We start from the raw sequence: 15,572 nt of genomic DNA on the forward strand, positions 1-15,572 counted from the left end.
ATGAAAAAGAAACTGACATTAATGCTAAGCCTGACTGCGATAGCGATTGCGAGTATTAATTTATCTCAAGCAGCGACGGGTATGTTAGAACTCGGTGGTGAAATTTTGCCTGACCCGACTTCTTATATCCAATCAACCGTACAACAAAATGTCAATAATCCCATTCGAATTGAAGATGCGAGATTATCTGAAGCTCGTAATATCGAAGAGCAATTAACATTGGCACAGATGGGAAATCCATCGCCTATCGTATTATCAGGAAGAAGATTACTTTCTGGTGTGACTTTTAATATGGCGAATGATTTATTTATTGATAACGCCACATTAACGATGAAGGTGAAGGCATCTCAAGGATTAGTTCAGTCTGACCAAACACTCCATTTAATGTTAAATGGTCAACCTATGGGATTTTTACCTTTAGAAGAGGGTGGGCAAGAACATGAATATGTTTTAGAAATCCCTGAAATGATGTTGACGAATGAAAATAACCTCAGCTTTCGTTTAGCTAGCCGTGATGCATTGGATGAAAATCAATGCATGCCACCATTAGCCGAAGGGCTTAGCCTCGTTATTTCACCTGATTCATCATTAGATTATCGAGGTCGTTGGATTAATGGCGGGTATAGTCTGGAACGATTGCCCCTACCGTTCTTTGATCCCGACAGAATGACAGCGACCTCGTTACCTATCATATTGTCAGATAAACCTGACCATGCGGAGGTAACAACAGCTGCGATTGCAGCATCATGGTTTGGTAGTTTTAGCCATGATATTAAGCAAGTTGATTTACCGGTTTTAATGAATCAATTACCTGAAAGTGACGGTATTTTAGTTGGGTATTCAGGACAAACTATCGCAGGTATAACTCTTCCTTCAGGGAATAGTGGGCAGTTAACGATAGTTGATAACCCTGTTGATCCTGTTTTCAAATTATTACTGATTAGTGGTGATAATGAGAAATCATTACGCCAGGCGGTATGGGCGTTAAACAACGGTAAATTGCCACAAAATGATCACTTGGTCGTTCCTTTTCAAACATTGGCTGTACGAAAAGATTACGATGCACCACGTTGGTTAAACACGGATAAACCGGTCACATTGGGTCAAATTGCTAATGGCAATGATGATTTCTCACGCCAAGGTATTAATCATGCACCGAATCAGTTTTCGTTTCGTGTTTCTCCCGATCTTTTTTGGTGGGATGGTGATGCGTTACCTTTAGAGTTGAAATATGTTTTTCCTCATTCAGATAAGCTAAATAGTCGTCGCTCGTCATTGATTGCTTCTTTGAATAACCAATTCTTAGGTGCGTTATATCCAGCACGTTCAGAGCCTTTAGGTATGCTAAGACAATGGCTAGGTATGGAGAGTGAACAACAAAATAGCACTCTTTATTTAAATCCTCGCCAAATTTATAGCCAGAATCAATTGCAATTTTATTTTGATTTACGCGAGCCAGATGATTCTCCTTGTATTTTAACGGATGGCAGTAGCTTGATTAGCCAAATTGATCCGCAATCAACACTGCAATTTAAAAATACTTGGCACTATTCAAGAATGCCGAACTTAGCGTATTTTTCTGGGGCTTCATTCCCATTTAGTCGTCGTGCTGATTTTTCACAAACCACACTTCTATTACCTGAAAATCCGACAACAGAAGAGCTTTATACCTTATTCAACTTAATGGCGAGAACGGGTTATGCCACAGGTACACCGGTTTCTCATACTTCTGTGTTCTTAGGGGCTAAGGCGCTAGAGAAAAATAATCTATCTCAACAGGATATATTAGCGATTGGTTCATTAAGCAGTGAAGGCTTTTTACCTACACGTTTTTCACAACAGGCATTCTCTTTTTTAAATAAAAATATCGAGATCAAATCACAGTCATTTCTTGATAAAGCAAAAGGCTGGATCGCGGGTGATTATTTATCTCAAAGTAGTGATGCCACTAATTATCTCGCTTCCATGAAAAACTGGCGTGGCATGGTGAGTTTTATCTCACCTTGGGCGAGCGATAGGGTTGTCGTGTTAGTGACTGCTAAAGGTAATGATTCGATAAAAACCATCATCAACGATTTAAATTTAGCTCAGATAAATGCAGCCATTAAAGGCGACATCACACTGATTAGTGGTAAAGACACAGTAAGAAGTTTCCATTTAGGCGAACACTTTTCTCAAGGGGACTTACCTTTATTACAACAATTTCTTTGGTATAGCTCTAGGCATGTGTATTTGCTTGGTCTTTTAGCTGTTGGTTTTTGTGCGTTGACGGGCTTAGTGACTTATTACTGGTTACAGCGTCGCTCAACTCGTCGTTTACATCAGATATCACAGCATCGTTCAGGTAAATAGGAGGATATGGGATGAAAAACCACGCACTTAACATCATCGTTAAAGTTATTTATGCCGGTTGTATTTTAGGCGCTTCAAGTCAAGTACAAGCTACGGCAAATGATGTAAATACAACAGCTACTGATCCAAATATTGTGAGCTCTCTTATTGAACAAGCTAATTATTGGCACGGTAAAGCGCATGATGCGCGTGCAGTAGAAGCGCTACAAAAAGTGTTGATTATGGAAAGTAATAATCAAGACGCTTTATATTTAATGGCATTCTTTACAGCACAGCAAGGGAATGAAAAACAAGCGACCTATTGGCGCGAAAAACTTGCACAAGTCGCACCGCAAGATCCGCGCATTAATGGATTAAAAAACATCCGATCATCACAATTTAATGATCAACAATTAGGCTATGCCAGGGAATTGGCAAAAAAAGGGCAACATGAAGAAGCAGTAAAAGCGTATCAACGTTTATTTGTTAGCAGTGAACCACCTGAAACACTGGCATTAGAATATTATCAGACGATGGCTGGTATACCTGCAATGTTGCCACAAGCCATTACTGGGTTAAAACAGCGTGCAGCATTAATGCCTGATAATAAAGAAACACAAAGAGCATTAGGACTGACACTCACCTACAACGAAGAAACACGTCGTGAAGGGATAACTATTTTAAGCCATATTTCGGGTGATGAGTCAGCAAAAAAAGGCCTTCGTCAAGCACTGCTATGGCTGAATGTTCGCCCTGATGATGACGTGTTATATAAAACTTACTTACAAGCGAATCCGAATGATAAAGCGATTGCGGAACATTTCCAAGGCGCTATACAAGGTAATGCTCGTCAAGCAGGTTATACCGCTTTAAATAAAGGTAAATTAAAAGAAGCTGAAGGTTATTTTAAACAAGCATTAGCAGCAGATAATAATGATGCGCAAGCATTAGCAGGGTTAGGTTATACCGCATTACGTTCAGGTGATTTATCAACAGGTCAGCGCTTATTAAATCAAGCTGCACAATCAGGTGGCGAGCAGGGCAGTAAATGGAAGCAACAAGCTGAAGATGCGGGTTTCTATGCGCAATTACGTGATGCGCAACACCGGGCTAAACAAGGAAATATTCAACAGGCACTTGATAAATTAGCACCTTTAACGGGCGCTTCAGGTGAGAAAGGATTATCCGCTAATTTGCTACAAGCTGATTTATTACGTAAACAAGGTAATTTACCCGCTGCTCACCAATTATTAGCCGGCCTTTATCAACAAAATAGTCGTAATGAAAAAGTGATTTCTGCTTACTACTATTTATTGGTTCAGGAAGGGCAAAATACGAAAGCAGAGCAATTACTGGCTCAACAATCAGCCTCTTTACGTCAAAAACTTACTGCAAATACAGATCCTTCAGAGACATTACGTCGTGAAGCACAAAAAGCGTTAGAAAATGGTAATCGTGTTCAAGCAAGACAATTACTGACACAAGCACAACGTAAGAATCCACAAAATAACTGGGTTTATCTTGATTTAGCTCGTTTAATGGCTGCTGATGGCGATAGTGTTGGTGCAAAAAATATTATTTCACAATTGCAAAATCGCAAAACAAGAGACACAGATTACGTCGCTTCTCTATTTTATGTTGAGCAAAAAGAGTGGGATAAAGTTTTTAACTTGTTAAGTAGTCATAATCAACAGACAGAAGCTGAAAAAGAGTTATTACAGCGTGCTCGTTTTCATCGTCAACTTGCGCAAGCGGACCATTATCGCCAAGCGGGCAATCTTGTAGCAGTACGTAATACCTTGCGCCCTTTAATTAATCAAGTTGCTGATTATCCAAATGATGTAGGTGAATTAGCTGAACGATTAGTAAGTAGTGGATTAAACGATGAAGCGTTGCAGTTAGTTGAAAATGATATTGCCAAAGGCACTAAAGGCTCTGTAGGTAACTATGCTGGGCATATCAATGTTCTCAATGAATTAGGTCGTTATACACAAGCATCTAGCTTGATTAACGATCCAGTATTGCAACAAGAAACACCGATTGTTGAGAAGAAACGTTTAGAAGTCGCGACTAAAGTTGCCCAAGCCGATAGCTTACGTGAAAAAGGTGAAATTAAAGCAGCTTATGACATGCTGGTTGTCGCCTTAAAATCATCCCCTAACGATCCTGATTTATTAATGGCATTAAGTCGTGTTTATTTAGCGCAATCCATGCCGGAACAGTCAAATAAAATTCTCTCTTATTTAGAAAAAGAGCAAGGAAAAGATACCAAATTAATCCAGGCTCAAATTGAAGTTGCATTAGCGCAACAAGATGGTCGAAAAGCACAGCAGTTATTGCAACAAATTCCGTCCTCTTCACAACCCGCTTATTTATTACAAGCAGCGCAAATTGCGCAATTAAACGGTGAAAACCGTAAGGCCTTAACCTTGCTACGTAGTGCGCAATGGCAAAACAACGATAGTACATTGAATACTTCTGCGGGCCAATTACGTGTATTAGAGAGCGATAATACAGCCATAGCAGGTTCTATCTATGAACGTAAAGAGATGGCTTCTGTTCAACGTTCTATTCGTGAGTTAGAAGAAAAAGTCTCACCGTGGGTGCAAGGTGGTGTTGCTGTACGTCACCGTAATGGTGATAAAGGATTATCTAATGTGACAGAAATTTCTGCACCAATCAGCATTTCAAGTGTTCCTGGAGAGGAGTTCCGCTGGGAATTTAATGTCACCCCGGTTTCTATGACGAGTGGCTCAGTTTCGGGTGAGAGAGCAAATCGTTTTGGTACAGGTCAGCTTCAACATGCTGAACGTTTTGCTAAAAATAGCGATAACCATGATGAGAAAAACAAAATTAATGCCGATGAAGCCGGTAGCCAACGTGCTTCTGGTGTTGAATTAGGACTACGTTTATCTGACAAGAATGTCAGCTTTGATGTTGGCTCAACACCATTAGGTAAAGATACGGCAACGGTTGTCGGTGGTCTCACATATTCACCTAAAATTGGCCAAAATGGGCAATTAACACTGACTGCAGAGCGCAGAGCTATCAAAGATAGTCTACTTTCTTATATGGGACGCACTGATCCTACTACGGGTGAAAGTTGGGGCCGTGTAACACGTAATGGTGCCAAAGCTCAATATGCTTGGGATGATGGCAAAGTTGGCGCTTATGTCGGAGGGGGGATTTATAACTATGAAGGTAAAAGTGTTGCGAGTAATGATGAAGTGAAAGCATGGATGGGATCTTACGCTAAGTTCTATAAAGATGAGCAGCAAGAGGTGAAAGCTGGTGTGCATGTTGATTATATGAACTTTAGAAATAACCAAAATAACTTCTCATTAGGGCATGGCGGTTACTTTAGTCCACAAGATTATGTTTCTGTTTCATTACCTGTTGCTTATACCCGCCGTTTTGAAAAAGGTGAAGTGTCCTTAAATGGTGCGATAGGTATACAAAGTTACAAACAAAAAGGCAGTGATTATTTTCCAACACATAGTTATATGCAGGACGTCCTAAATAAACATAACGCGAGCGATCCTCGTATTAAATCTCGTTATGAAGAAAAAGACGAAACAAATATTACTTACAGATTAGGTTTAGACGCGAAATATTATTTAAACAAAGAAACCGAGTTAGGTGTCAGCTTATCGCATGATACATCCGGTGATTATGCTGAAGATAATATGTGGTTACACCTAAAATATACTCCAGACTTTCTGTCTAAATAATTAAGGAAACAAACAATGAATAAGCATGACAGTGATATCTTACAATTACCTTTTGAAAGCGGCTGGCAAGATCTAACTCAATTATTATTTTTTCAAGTATTAAATGACAATGATATTTCTACCGCCGAAAGTAAATTAAGAAATATTGGTAAAGATATTGCCTTACGCTATCCTTTGCCAGAAAGTGAAAATATTCAATTACTTGAATCACATATTAATCGCGTATTAACGTTATTCAAATGGGGTTTTGTCACCATATCTCCTGCAATGAGTGAGCTTTTATTAGTGCACTGTGCATGGCCTCATTTTACGCAAAGCCAAGATGATGTTCAGTGGCGTGTTGCAAGTGCTGGCGTATTAGAGGGGCTATATGAGGGTTGGTTAACCCATCAAGGCGGTAATGCAAAAATGCAAGTACATCGTCAACCCACTGATGCTAAAGATGTTTTTATTTTTCGCTATGCGCATAACTCATCAGCCGAATAATAATATATATGCTTTATTGATGAGCATAGGAGGTCAAAAATGAATGAAATGATATTTAATGATGATAATTCTAAATGCTTATTAATAAAGCAATTTACTAATAATGTTTTTATGATGTTAGTAACTGATATTAATGGCGTTATAGTTTATGCTAATGAAAAATATTGTGAGTTTAATAATGTTCATTTCGAAAATATAAAAGATAAAAAATACAACTTATTTTATTTAATTGATGAGAATCAAATCAATTATTGTGTAAATGGTAATAATGATAATAAAGGCGTTTATCGATTAGAAGCAAAGAGAAATAATGAATCTCAACAAGATGTATGGGAAGATATTAGTATTATTCCTGTATTTGATAAAGATAATTTAATTTCTCATTATGTATTTATCAGCTTGGATATTACTGATAAAGTAGAATTAAGAAATGAGTTGTTTAGTAAAAGCTATATTGACTCATTAACCGGAATATCAAATAGATTGAGTATTGTTGAAAAAATTGAAAATGAGCGATTAAATATTTCACATCCATCATCATTTTGTCTTGGTATTATTGATTGTGATAAATTCAAAGCAATTAATGATCAATTTGGGCATCATGCTGGTGATAAAGTATTGTGTGAAATATCAAAGCGATTATCACAATTAGAAAACAGTGAAGTCTATTGTGGTCGACTTGGCGGTGATGAGTTTGCTGTGCTTTTCCCTAACGGATTACGTTCTTGTTCAGTTATTTTATTAGAAATAATAGAGTCACTTTGGAAATCGATGGAAAAGCCAATCAATATTAATTCAGACTATATGTTAACGCCCTCCATTAGTTTAGGTATCGCAGAATATCCTAAAGATGGAAAAACATTATCTGAATTATTAAAATCTGCAGATGAAACACTTTATTCCATTAAAGAAATGGGTGGTAATAAATATGGGTTTTATTCTGGATTTTAAATAGAAAGTTTTTTAAATAAAGATATATAAAATAATATTATCTCTTTTTTAATAAAGAGGGAGATAGCTATATTTAAAATATATCTTGCACTCCTTATGAAATATAAGAGTAACTTTAAAATAATATTAATTATTAGTTTTAGATAAATATCTATTAGAGGATTTTATTATGATGAAAGCGGTTATCCCTGTTGCTGGATTAGGTACTCGTATGTTACCTGCAACGAAATCAATTCCTAAAGAAATGCTACCTATCGTTGATCGCCCTTTAATTCAATATATTGTTGAAGAGTGTGCTCAGGCAGGAGTTGAGGAAATTATTTTAGTCACTCACTCTTCTAAAAATTCAATTGCAGATCATTTTGATACTAGCTTTGAATTAGAAAATATGCTTGAACAGCGTATTAAAAATAAATTATTAGATGAAGTACGTTCAATTTGCCCTGAAAATGTCAAAATTATACAAATTCGTCAAGGTCATGCATTAGGCTTAGGCCACGCTATTTGCTGTGCTCGTCCTGTGATAGGTGATAATCCATTTATTGTTTTACTCCCTGATGTTTTATTGAATGCACATTATTGTGATCCTAAACATGACAATTTATCAGCAATGATAAAACGTTTTGAAAAAACAGAACGTAGCCAAATCATGGTTGAACCTGTGCCAATGAGCCAGGTGCAACAATATGGTGTTGTGGATTGCGAAGGCATTTTCTGTCCTCAAGGTAATTGGGCTCCTATTCGTCGTATCGTGGAAAAACCAAATCCAGAAGATGCACCTTCTAATCTTTCTGTAGTAGGTCGTTATGTTTTCTCTTCTGCTATTTGGGAATTATTAGATGGTTTACCAGCTGGCGTTGGTGGTGAAATTCAGTTAACTGATGCAATTGATTTATTATTGAAAAAAGAGACGGCTGAAGCTTACACCTTAGTGGGTAAATCTCATGACTGTGGTAATAAGCTGGGATATATGAAAGCCTTTGTTGAATATGGTTTACATAATTCCGTTTTAAAAGAAGAGTTCGCTTCTTGGATGCAGGATTTTTGTGAAAAAACATTGTTACCCAAAACAGAAGTCATAGAAGAAGACGAAATTAATGAAGAACAAAAGATAGTTGCTATCTTTTGAGTTACCTTGAAATAACATGCAATGTGCCGACCGAAATATGATAACGGTCGGCAATAGCAGGAGAGAAAGGCAATGTCTTTTAGACACTTATCTCGTTTTAATTATCTATTTTTTACTTTTTTTATTTTAGGTTTGTTGCTTATGGTATCTCCCTCAATACAAGCAGCAGATACTCAAACCGGATGGCAGCAGTTTAAAGAGCGCTATATTAAGGATGATGGGCGTGTGATAGATAGTGCTAACAACAATATCTCGCACTCAGAAGGTCAAGGCTATGGGATGTTGATGGCGGTAATGAGTGATGATCATGAGACATTTAAGAAACTGTGGCGTTGGACTGCGACCTCTCTTTATCGAGGCGATTTAGGGCTGTTTAAATGGCGTTATGAACCTGAAAACAGTGAACATACTCCGGATCCTAATAATGCAACAGATGGTGATATTTTAATTGCTTGGGCATTATTAAAAGCGGGTGAAAAGTGGAATGATGAAAGTTATCTTTCAGCTTCGGATTCTATTCAACATGCTATTTTAGAACATACTTTAGTTAAAATAAAAAACTATACTGTATTATTACCCGGAATTAATGGCTTTAAAACGCCAGAAGAAATTATTATTAATCCATCCTATTTTATTTTTCCAGCATGGAAAGATTTTTACCGTACAAGCAAAGATGTTCGTTGGAAAGCATTAATTAATGATAGCCAATCTTTACTTAGAAATATGCGATTTGGTGAATATCAATTACCAACAGACTGGGTGAGTTTATATCCTGATGGAAAGATAGAGCCTAGTAAAAAATGGCCAGCACGATTTAGTTTTGATGCTATACGTATTCCTCTTTATTTAGCTTGGGCTCATGATGAATTAGCATTACAACCTTTTGTGCAGTATTGGCAGCAATTTGATCGTTATAAAACCCCTGCTTGGGTCAGTATTGATGGTCAAGAGCGCGCTGAATATAACCTCACACCAGGTATGATGGCTGTGAGAGATTTAACGATGAAAACCCCTATTGATGATGTCGATTTGAGTAAAGATACGGATTATTATTCTTCAGCTTTACATTTGTTAGCGACATTTGCTCAGAATGGGCAATAAGTATTTTTAATTTAAACAATAGATAGCTTAAATTACTTTTAATTAACAGGTTTCTTAAGTTATCTATTTCGTTTATGGTAATAATGATAAAAATAACAAGATATAACTCTCTGAATTTATTTCTATTAATTCACTAGTTCTATTTATAACGCTGTATTTTTAAATAATAAATAAACTTTAAACTATGATCTAAGAATAATTTATTGGATAGTATTTATGGTACTGTTATCTGAGTGGTTTCATAGCGTTATTTATATAATTTCTCATGAATAATAGAGGTGGATAAATGAAAGTATCAGCACGCAATCAGTTAGTTGGTAAAGTTATTGATATTATTGAAGGTGCCGTTAATAACGAAGTTGTTTTATCGTTAGCGCATGGTGAAAAACTGGCAACCATTATTACTAAAGAGAGTTGTGGCAGTTTAAATATTAAAAAAGATGGCGAAGCAATTGCCATTATTAAAGCGCCATGGGTTGTTTTAGCACTACCTGATTGTGGTTTGAATTTTTCTGCACGTAATCAGTTTGCAGGAAAAGTAACTCAAATCGTACAAGGCGCTGTAAATTCAACGGTGCACTTAGAAACAGCGAAAGGCTTAGAGTTGACTGCGGTTATTACAAATGAGAGCTTGCAAGAGATGATGTTGGCAAAAGGCAGTGATGTTTTAGCATTAGTGAAAGCATCTAGTGTGATCGTTGCAACGCGTAAATAATAGCATTCAATGTTTTGAGATAAAAAAAGAGGCTAGATAATTAGCCTCTTATTCGTTGATATTAATCAGATTTATAATCCCGATCATCCATTATTTAAGTGACAAAAATTAATCATCAGCGACACCAGCAACTTTCAGTTTTTCGTAAATATAATTTTTATAACTGTTAATTAATTTTTCGTCTTCACAGTCATTTAATTTCCCTTCACATAAGTGTCGCATTTGAATATTGGCTTTATAGAAAGGAGATAATGGTAAACGTGCACGCTCCAGTATCATTCCACCTAAGAAGCTAATATCTGTTAATTCACCTGTTGTTATTGGTGCACCTTGAGTTAGATTGTCTCTTAATGTGAATTGAGTAATATGTGCGGGATTAGTAAATGGTGACTGGTAATTATTTAATTCAATATTAGGTTGATGATCACCAAAATAAAGAAACATTGTTGGTTTTTCTCTTTGAGCAACAAAATTAGAGAAATCTTTAATTGCTGGATCACTAGTAATAATTTTTTCCATATAGTGGCTAAATTTACCTGGTGCATTATTGCTTTCTGTTTGACCCGTAATTTGGTACATATCTCTGTGTGATTCATCATAAGGACCATGCTCATACATGGTTAATGAGAATATAAACAATGGTTTGTCAGTCCTTTTTTTCAATACCTCTTCAACGTAACCTAGCATATCTTGCGTCGATATCTTCCACAGATTTTCTTCTAATGTCCCAGGGTAGCCAAGTTCTTGAGGTTGAATGATTTCATCAATTCCCATTTTTTCATAAGCGTAGCCTGCATGGTAAGCACTGCGATTAAATGGGGTGAGTAAGACGGTGTAATAACCTTCTGCTTTGAGTTGACGGAATAAACTCTCATTCAGGTTATCGACAACAAAATAGAATACAGAGTTTTTACGTGCACCAAAATCATCCGTATTTAACCCTGTTAATACAGAAAATTCAGAAAGCCAAGTACCACCACCAAAGGTTTGTACACGTAAAGGGCTTTGCGCACTTACTCCTTCATCTTTTTGGAACATAAATAAATCAGGGAGTGTGGCATCTTTATCAAATTGATAAATGGAAGGATTAACTGTTGATTCTTGTAATAAAACGATAATATCAGGTTTTATTTTAACCTGTGTTTCAGGTAATACGGTTTTGCTTGCCTTTTCAAGAAAGTAGTCAGCACTTTCTTGAAAATAAGGCGGATGATATGTTGTTTGGTAACCTGACATCATTAAATTAGTGACAGTACCTCTTCCTCCTGGAAGCGTTCCTTCCCATTCAGCTTGCCATTTTTCTACGGTAAAATGGATTGTGGTAAACCCAATGATGATGAAAAGTAAGCTACTTATACGTAAGGCTGGGCGTGATTTTTTGGAAAAACGCCAAGCAATAGACATATTGATAAGAAGCCATATTAGCATTGCAACTAATGCTACAGCGGCTTCCCAATAATGCCCTAATGTCCCTAAATTTGAACTGTCAAAGGCTAAGTTAAAGTCAGAGAACATTAATGTTTCTTTGTAATAATGGACTTTAAGTTGGTTAATAAACTTAGTGATAAGGAAAAGCGTACCGGTGGTAATAGCCGAAAATAAAACACGCGCTGATAAAATAAAGCAAATAGAAAAAATAATAAAATAAGCACCTACAGAGAGTAGTGCAGTATAAATAAACGTTGCTTTCTCAAAAACAATAAACAGAGAGCCAATAAGAATGAGTGCAAGATAAGCACTTCCTAATAGTTTTTTCATATCTCTTCCGAGTATAGCGATAAAGAATAAAGGGGATATTTTACAAATATTGTAGGTGATAACCTTAACTTAGGCTAAATAAAGTTATTTAGCCTAAGTTAATATGGATATTTAGAATAACCCTTTATCTCGTAAAATATGAAGATCTTTTTTGCGACGAGTAAAACCAGTGCGGTCAAAATATTCTAAGATTTGTACTGCTAATTTACGTCCAACAGATAACTCATCACGAAAGTCCGCAGCGGTGACACTGCCATTATTCTCATTGTATTTCACAATAATGGAAGCAAACTTTTCTATAGAAGTATGTGTATAGTAGCGATCAGCAATAATCGGAATAATTAAACCTAATTGTGCTGCTTTGCGTAATAAGGAACGAATTTCTTTTTCATCGATTTTCATTTCGTTTGCAAGATCACGTACCCACCAAGGCTCAGATTGTTCAAAATAGACTTTAGCATGTTGCCATAAAGACTCTTGTTCTGACGAAAAAGCAAGACCATGAGTCGGGAGGTGAAGCCAACCACGACTTTGGCTAATCGCACCTTCTTTACGTAATTGATCAATTAAGTGGTATACCAATTCATCGTGATACGTTGGGAGTGCCATCCGTTTTAAACGAGAGCGTCCAACTCCCATTTGATCATTATGTTGTTGGTGATATTCCTCAAGAGTATTAAGTAATTTTTGTTTTGCATTATCAGCATTATTTTTAGAAAGAATAATGCCCGCAACGTTGACTAGCTCAAATGTCTCTAATAACTGCTCAAGTGCATTTTCGGTTAATTGTTGGGCCCAAGCAAATTGATTGAGAGATAATTCACCTTTCGGTAAACATAGCGCCAAATTAGCGCGAGCACTGTCCGCCTTATCCAGTTGATGTAGCCAAGTTAAAAATTCACGTTGTCGTTTACCTCTGCGTGGTGAATGCAAATGTAAGACTTTTGCCGCTGCTAATGTACGTTGAGCACTAATATCACGTAAAATCAGTCTATCGTTATCCACCAGCCAAAGTGGTTCATCAAGAATAAGCTCGGCTAATTGTGGTGTATCGTTCGCTTCATTTAAGAGGGCAACTCGTCCCGTAATATGACGAGTACCATGGTGAATATGTACCGGTTGCCAATGTTTTAAAGGTTCATCTGCGATTAAACTAACTAAGACTTTATGGGCTTGATAGTTGGGCTTTTGAGAAAGCAACCAATCGCCACGAGAGACGTTTTCTTTGCTGACATCTCCCGTGATATTAATTGCGATACGATGACCTGCTCCTGCACTTTCTACGGGATGATTTTGTGCATGTAACGCTCTTATTCTTGCCGGCTTATCAGCGCCTGTTAACCAAAATGTATCACCAACAGAAATTTGCCCTGCCAGAGCGGTACCTGTAACCACTAACCCCGCCCCTTTAATACTAAACACGCGATCTATTGCTAAGCGGAAGCGTTTATGCCATTGAGGGTGTTGTTGCTCTTGTTGATGAAGCTCAACAAGATAGTCACGAAGTGCTGGGATCCCTTCACCAGAAGGCGCTGAAGTGACAAAAATATCAGGGTGTTGCCAACCTAAATTTGCTAATACATCGGTTGTTTGTGCACGAACTTCTTCAATGCGAGCTGATGTAACACGATCTGCTTTTGTGAGAATAACCGTGACTTGAGGACAGCCAGCAAGGTGTAAGATAGAAATATGTTCGATGGTTTGTGTCATAACCCCATCGTCACAAGCCACAATTAATAATGCATGAGAGATCCCACCAACCCCAGCAAGCATATTTGAAAGAAATTTTTCATGGCCAGGTACATCGACAAAACCAATAGACGTTCCGTCATCTTGGCGCCAATAGGCATAACCTAAATCTATCGTCATGCCTCGTTTTTTCTCTTCGGGTAAATGGGTTGTATTTACCCCAGTGATAGCTTGTATAAGTGTGGTTTTTCCGTGGTCTACGTGACCTGCTGTTGCAAAAATCATAGTAAAAGTGCCTGTATTAATGCATTTTCATCCTCAAGACAGCGCAGATCAAGCCACAGGCGACCATCCGTAATTCGACCTATAATAGGCTTTTCTAAATCACGCCAAAGCGCGGCTAATGCATCTAATTGGCTACCTTTTCCATCTTTCGCCTCAAAGGTCAGTGCAGCACTTGGTAAACTTTCAATAGGTAACGAACCACTGCCTATTTGAGATGCACATGAGGATATCGTGATATGGTAATTTTCCCCATAATATGCCTGAAAATGGGGTAATAACCGTTGCGCCATGTCATGAATTTCTGTTTGTGTCCGAGTTAACAAACGTAATGTCGGAATTTCAACAGCCATTTTTTCAGGTTGCTGATAAAGGCGTAATGTGGCGTCTAATGCCGCTAATGTCATCTTATCAACACGTAGCGCACGCTTTAGAGGGTGATGTTGAATAGCTTCAATCCACGCTTTTTTACCTAAGATGATCCCCGCTTGAGGTCCACCTAATAATTTATCACCAGAGAAGGTGACAAGGTCGATACCTTGTTGCAGATAATCTTGAGGCATGGGTTCTGAAGGTAAGCCTAAGGTAGCCAAATGAGTCATTGAGCCACTACCTAAATCGATAGCAGTAGGTAAATTCATCTCTTGACCTAAAGCAGCTAACTCATCACTATGTACTTCAGCGGTAAAGCCTTGAATAGCGTAATTGCTGGTGTGAACTTTCATCAGCAATCCCGTATTTTCATTGATAGCGTTACGATAATCTTTAAGGTGAGTACGGTTTGTTGTGCCCACTTCTTTGAGTGTACAACCTGCTTGTGTCATCACATCAGGGATACGAAAAGCGCCGCCAATTTCCACTAATTCACCGCGAGAAACAACAACTTCTTTATTTGGAGCCACTGTTGCAAGCATCAGTAAAACAGCCGCTGCGTTGTTATTTACTATACAGGCATCTTCTGCTCCTGTTAATTCACATAACAAGTCAGCGATAGCGCGATCACGGTGTCCTCTTGAAGCACCATCAAGAGAATACTCTAAGGTTGCTGGTGAACGCATAACTTGGCTAACGGCTTCGATGGCGGATTCTGCCATTAATGCACGCCCTAGATTGGTGTGTAAAACGGTACCTGTTAAATTGAAAACAGGTTTAATCGAAGATTTTCGTTGTAATGTAATGCGATTTTTTAATTCATCAGCCCAATGGTTGTGCCATTGTGGTAGGCCATTTTTTTGGCGAATAGTGATACGCGCTTCTTCTTGTAACTTTCGTAAATGCTCAGTAATAAATGTCTGACCATAAGAAGCAACTAAAGCCTGAATTTCTTCTTGATGCAACAACTTATCAATAGACGGTAGTTGGCTGTAAAGTGAGCGCGTATCATTTGTCATACTAGTAC

General features: G+C 37.6%; 10 protein-coding genes. 7 read left to right on the plus strand and 3 right to left on the minus strand.

The window, feature by feature from the left end; all coding sequences use genetic code 11:
* The 7 genes from bcsB to GWJ05_RS01665 all read left to right on the plus strand — a co-directional run bounded on the left by bcsB (position 1) and on the right by GWJ05_RS01665 (position 10,444).
* Positions 1-2,352: a cellulose biosynthesis cyclic di-GMP-binding regulatory protein BcsB gene (bcsB, locus tag GWJ05_RS01635; RefSeq protein WP_161680971.1), complete on the plus strand. Its 2,352-nt coding sequence runs from the start codon at positions 1-3 to the stop codon at positions 2,350-2,352.
* An 11-nt stretch (positions 2,353-2,363) separates the two neighbouring features.
* The gene (locus GWJ05_RS01640; RefSeq protein ID WP_087803788.1) at positions 2,364-6,062 is read left to right on the plus strand and encodes a cellulose biosynthesis protein BcsC; all 3,699 of its coding nucleotides are present in this window, start codon (positions 2,364-2,366) and stop codon (positions 6,060-6,062) included.
* A 15-nt stretch (positions 6,063-6,077) separates the two neighbouring features.
* Entirely contained in the window at positions 6,078-6,548 is a 471-nt protein-coding gene (gene bcsD / locus GWJ05_RS01645; protein ID WP_036933477.1) for a cellulose biosynthesis protein BcsD, read from the plus strand.
* Between the two features lie 39 nt (positions 6,549-6,587).
* Complete coding sequence (locus GWJ05_RS01650) at positions 6,588-7,499, plus strand: sensor domain-containing diguanylate cyclase (protein WP_036933475.1); 912 nt, start codon at positions 6,588-6,590, stop codon at positions 7,497-7,499.
* A gap of 169 nt (positions 7,500-7,668) precedes the next feature.
* On the plus strand, positions 7,669-8,628 hold the full coding sequence (gene galU / locus GWJ05_RS01655) for a UTP--glucose-1-phosphate uridylyltransferase GalU (RefSeq protein WP_052038416.1): 960 nt from the start codon (positions 7,669-7,671) through the stop codon (positions 8,626-8,628).
* A 72-nt stretch (positions 8,629-8,700) separates the two neighbouring features.
* Entirely contained in the window at positions 8,701-9,729 is a 1,029-nt protein-coding gene (locus GWJ05_RS01660) for a glycosyl hydrolase family 8 (protein ID WP_036933473.1), read from the plus strand.
* A 286-nt stretch (positions 9,730-10,015) separates the two neighbouring features.
* The gene (locus tag GWJ05_RS01665) at positions 10,016-10,444 is read left to right on the plus strand and encodes a TOBE domain-containing protein (RefSeq protein WP_036933472.1); all 429 of its coding nucleotides are present in this window, start codon (positions 10,016-10,018) and stop codon (positions 10,442-10,444) included.
* A 108-nt stretch (positions 10,445-10,552) separates the two neighbouring features.
* Here GWJ05_RS01665 and GWJ05_RS01670 read toward each other — a convergent pair whose 3' ends face one another.
* The 3 genes from GWJ05_RS01670 to selA all read right to left on the minus strand — a co-directional run bounded on the left by GWJ05_RS01670 (position 10,553) and on the right by selA (position 15,564).
* On the minus strand, positions 10,553-12,202 hold the full coding sequence (locus GWJ05_RS01670; RefSeq protein WP_123822464.1) for an LTA synthase family protein: 1,650 nt from the start codon (positions 12,200-12,202) through the stop codon (positions 10,553-10,555).
* Positions 12,203-12,313: 111 nt separating this feature from the next.
* Positions 12,314-14,176, minus strand: coding sequence for a selenocysteine-specific translation elongation factor (selB, locus tag GWJ05_RS01675; protein WP_161680973.1), 1,863 nt, complete (start codon positions 14,174-14,176; stop codon positions 12,314-12,316).
* Positions 14,173-15,564, minus strand: a complete 1,392-nt coding sequence (selA, locus tag GWJ05_RS01680; protein WP_036933467.1) for an L-seryl-tRNA(Sec) selenium transferase — start codon at positions 15,562-15,564, stop codon at positions 14,173-14,175. Before selA ends, selB begins: the two co-directional genes overlap by 4 nt.
* Positions 15,565-15,572: the final 8 nt, after the last annotated feature.

The organism is Proteus sp. G2626 (genome assembly GCF_009915985.1).
GTDB classification, from domain to species: Bacteria; Pseudomonadota; Gammaproteobacteria; order Enterobacterales; family Enterobacteriaceae; genus Proteus; species Proteus vulgaris.

Excerpts from the sequence above, each read along its gene's own strand:
- GWJ05_RS01670 (WP_123822464.1), bottom strand. The coding sequence starts at position 12,202 with ATGAAAAAACTATTAGGAAGTGCTTATCTTGCACTCATTCTTATTGGC.
- GWJ05_RS01665 (WP_036933472.1), top strand. The coding sequence starts at position 10,016 with ATGAAAGTATCAGCACGCAATCAGTTAGTTGGTAAAGTTATTGATATT.
- GWJ05_RS01660 (WP_036933473.1), top strand. The coding sequence starts at position 8,701 with ATGTCTTTTAGACACTTATCTCGTTTTAATTATCTATTTTTTACTTTT.
- bcsD (WP_036933477.1), top strand. The coding sequence starts at position 6,078 with ATGAATAAGCATGACAGTGATATCTTACAATTACCTTTTGAAAGCGGC.
- selB (WP_161680973.1), bottom strand. The coding sequence starts at position 14,176 with ATGATTTTTGCAACAGCAGGTCACGTAGACCACGGAAAAACCACACTT.
- selA (WP_036933467.1), bottom strand. The coding sequence starts at position 15,564 with ATGACAAATGATACGCGCTCACTTTACAGCCAACTACCGTCTATTGAT.
- GWJ05_RS01640 (WP_087803788.1), top strand. The coding sequence starts at position 2,364 with ATGAAAAACCACGCACTTAACATCATCGTTAAAGTTATTTATGCCGGT.
- GWJ05_RS01650 (WP_036933475.1), top strand. The coding sequence starts at position 6,588 with ATGAATGAAATGATATTTAATGATGATAATTCTAAATGCTTATTAATA.
- bcsB (WP_161680971.1), top strand. The coding sequence starts at position 1 with ATGAAAAAGAAACTGACATTAATGCTAAGCCTGACTGCGATAGCGATT.
- galU (WP_052038416.1), top strand. The coding sequence starts at position 7,669 with ATGATGAAAGCGGTTATCCCTGTTGCTGGATTAGGTACTCGTATGTTA.